General features: G+C 45.0%; 4 protein-coding genes. 1 reads left to right on the top strand and 3 read right to left on the bottom strand.

The genetic code is table 11. The features are described 5' to 3' along the window. Positions 1 to 216 precede the first annotated feature (216 nt). On the bottom strand, positions 217 to 687 hold the full coding sequence (locus tag CA598_RS31410; protein ID WP_094869517.1) for a hypothetical protein: 471 nt from the start codon (positions 685 to 687) through the stop codon (positions 217 to 219). 76 nt (positions 688 to 763) lie between these two features. Further along, positions 764 to 1573, bottom strand: a complete 810-nt coding sequence (locus CA598_RS31405; protein ID WP_373455863.1) for a M15 family metallopeptidase — start codon at positions 1571 to 1573, stop codon at positions 764 to 766. A gap of 65 nt (positions 1574 to 1638) precedes the next feature. Between CA598_RS31405 and CA598_RS32540 the strand changes: the two genes are divergently transcribed. Continuing rightward, positions 1639 to 1803, top strand: coding sequence for a hypothetical protein (locus CA598_RS32540; RefSeq protein ID WP_179283823.1), 165 nt, complete (start codon positions 1639 to 1641; stop codon positions 1801 to 1803). Here CA598_RS32540 and CA598_RS31400 read toward each other — a convergent pair. Continuing rightward, positions 1800 to 2135: a YolD-like family protein gene (locus CA598_RS31400; protein WP_094869518.1), complete on the bottom strand. Its 336-nt coding sequence runs from the start codon at positions 2133 to 2135 to the stop codon at positions 1800 to 1802. The two genes, CA598_RS32540 and CA598_RS31400, sit on opposite strands and share 4 nt — an antisense overlap. Between the last annotated feature and the right edge of the window lie 390 nt (positions 2136 to 2525).

Below are 2525 nucleotides of genomic sequence, written 5' to 3'. Positions count from 1 at the left end.
TACTCACGTACCGCAGGATTTTAAGTCCTGTGCGTCTGCCTGTTCCGCCACCCCGGCATATTATGTGTTGTTGCTCCATACGTTGTTTATGTATTAAGCGACAAGAAATATAATATCACGAATTTCGATAACGTGCAATACTTTTTCGAAAAAATATTTATGCCATAAAAATAACCCGTTCCAGCATATGCCGACACGGGTTATTAAGCATGTCGTTTATCTGCGTTCGTCACTTCTGCTTCTCATTCCGACAAGACCCAAGAGTCCAAACAATCCGAGCCAGCCCCAGTTAGATCCTCTGCTGGTAGTTCCAGTATTCGTAGTTGTGCTGGTTGCCCGATATTTACCGTCTGTTGTAGTGTTGGACAGTGGAGTTACCGTATTTCTGTTGTAGTTATCCCGGGTGTAGTTGTCATTGTAGTTAGTGGTGTTAGGTCTATAATTTTCCCCTGTGCGAATCTTATCTCTCATAATGCTCTCATGCTGATTCATCGTTCCCGTAGTACCGTTCATTAGATTGCCTTCCGTATTCATCATCCGAGTGTTATTCATGGTACCATCCATGCCCGTATTCGCGTTCGGGATACCGCCTAATGCGGCTGACCCGATTGGATTAGCGTAACTAGCTCCCATTATACTCAATGACAGTACAGTGCAGCATGCAAGGCTTGTTATTAGCTTATTCACAACGTTATGCCTCCCTTTATGGTTAGTTATCATTGATAACTTCCCCTTGGGTGGCACTGTCTATACATGATTAGCTTTACTCTTTTACTACGTTCACTGTCTTACTCGCTGCGTCATACGTAACCTTTGCTCCAAGCGCCTCAGCTAGAGCACGTACGGGTACATACGTTATGCCGGTATCAAGAACACCATCCGTAAGTTTAGCACCGTTTAAGGTTATTGTTACTTTAACGTCTTTGTTCACCTGCTCATCCTCCCCAGTAATCCTTTTTAAAGCTTCATTGACCTGATCCGTCGTAGGACGTTTACCTGCCCGAAGTTGAGTCGTGGTTAAGCCGAAGGCCATTTGCAGATGTGAATAATCTTTAAAAGACGTCCAGTCTCCTCCCCACTCAAGCCCTAGCTGTTTTCCCACCTGTACAACCTCTTGCCAGTCCGCAATTTTATCTTTATCACCATCACGATTCATATCCCAGGAAAGACTTTTTCCATCCGGCAGCAAAAGCGCAAAGTCAAACGCAAGGCCATAATTATGATAGCTGGTTCCACCCTTGGCGTTGGTAACTATAGGTCCAGGCTTACTTCTCCCCTGCGCATACAAGGCATTTTGTTCAGCAATCGACCGTAACCCCTGAGTAATAACGATGGGCACTCCTCTGGCATAGCTTTGCTGAATCAAAGCCTTCGCCCCTGCTGCCAAAACAGGATGAAGCCCAACAAGCCTCGCCGCCGATTTGTCCCTCACTTGATCTAAAGTCAGCATAGAATCACCCCTTGGTATAATCAATGATCCCGCTCCCCCATTCGCTTGTACTAATACCCCTGCTTGCATCAGCAAAAAAGACCCCGATATCCCCGAGATCTCCCCTGAAAAGCACCTATTCATAACTTCTCCACCTTGGATCAATTCCACAAAAAAGGGCAAAATATTAGCGAAAGGTGGGAACACATATGGACATTCATAGCGATAGCTATAAAGTTGCTGCCCTGAGCGAGCAGGAAGAAGCGCTCGAAATTATTCGAAATGCCGAAGCTTCCATTGCAAATCTGACCGGCAACCCAACGGTGACCCTAATTGCTTATGAAAAAAGTGAAGTCAGCGGTTCTCAGCATTAGACGATGTAAACCTCCACGAGGTCATCTACATTGATCCACTTCCATTCCTCCGCCCACTGCAGCTTAAACTCACGCGAGTGGGTGTGAATGGAAGTCACAAAACCACTTATTGTCTTATTCTCAAAAGGATCAAACAGCACAGCAGTGACGCGCACATGACTCCGTAACGATAAGGCCAGTGTACATTCGATCTCCTCCAGCTTCTGCTCATCAAGAATAGGCTTGATGCGGCGCAGCGTCTCCCGTTCATCCCTAATAATTCTTACCTTGTGCTCCGGCAGCATCATGCGGCTGCTTTCCCAAAGTCCGTTTTTCTCCAGCTTTTTGCCCATGGTATCCCCTCCCTAATTTCTATACTTATTCCGCTATGCACGAACGTATGTTTGTATTATATCCACACCTTCGCTGAATAATCAACAATCAGGAAAAAGATACCTCTTTTAAATCCTCCTCTTCATCTAAAAGTTGTATAATACTGTATATCTAATTGAGAGGAGCTTTCCACTTGAAAAAAAACAATGCCCTGCTCATCCTAATTCCTGTATTATTCCTGTGTCTATACCCCCTCGTATATCGAAGCAGTACCCTCTCAGACCTCACAAAAGGAATCGTAGCTGGTTTATTTATAGGATTATCAGTGTTACCTCTACTCAAGCTCAACATCGCATCAAAAAGACGCTGACAGTTGAACTGTGAAGTGCTCCCTGTCAAGTGTACAGTGT

It is taken from the genome of Paenibacillus sp. VTT E-133291 (genome assembly GCF_002264395.1).
GTDB lineage: Bacteria > Bacillota > Bacilli > Paenibacillales > Paenibacillaceae > Paenibacillus_AQ > Paenibacillus_AQ nitricinens.
The sequence above is the reverse complement of the archived record's forward strand: the minus strand, read 5'-3'. Positions and strand labels throughout refer to the sequence as shown.

Excerpts from the sequence above, each read along its gene's own strand:
- CA598_RS31405 (WP_373455863.1), bottom strand. The coding sequence starts at position 1,573 with ATGAATAGGTGCTTTTCAGGGGAGATCTCGGGGATATCGGGGTCTTTT.
- CA598_RS32540 (WP_179283823.1), top strand. The coding sequence starts at position 1,639 with ATGGACATTCATAGCGATAGCTATAAAGTTGCTGCCCTGAGCGAGCAG.
- CA598_RS31400 (WP_094869518.1), bottom strand. The coding sequence starts at position 2,135 with ATGGGCAAAAAGCTGGAGAAAAACGGACTTTGGGAAAGCAGCCGCATG.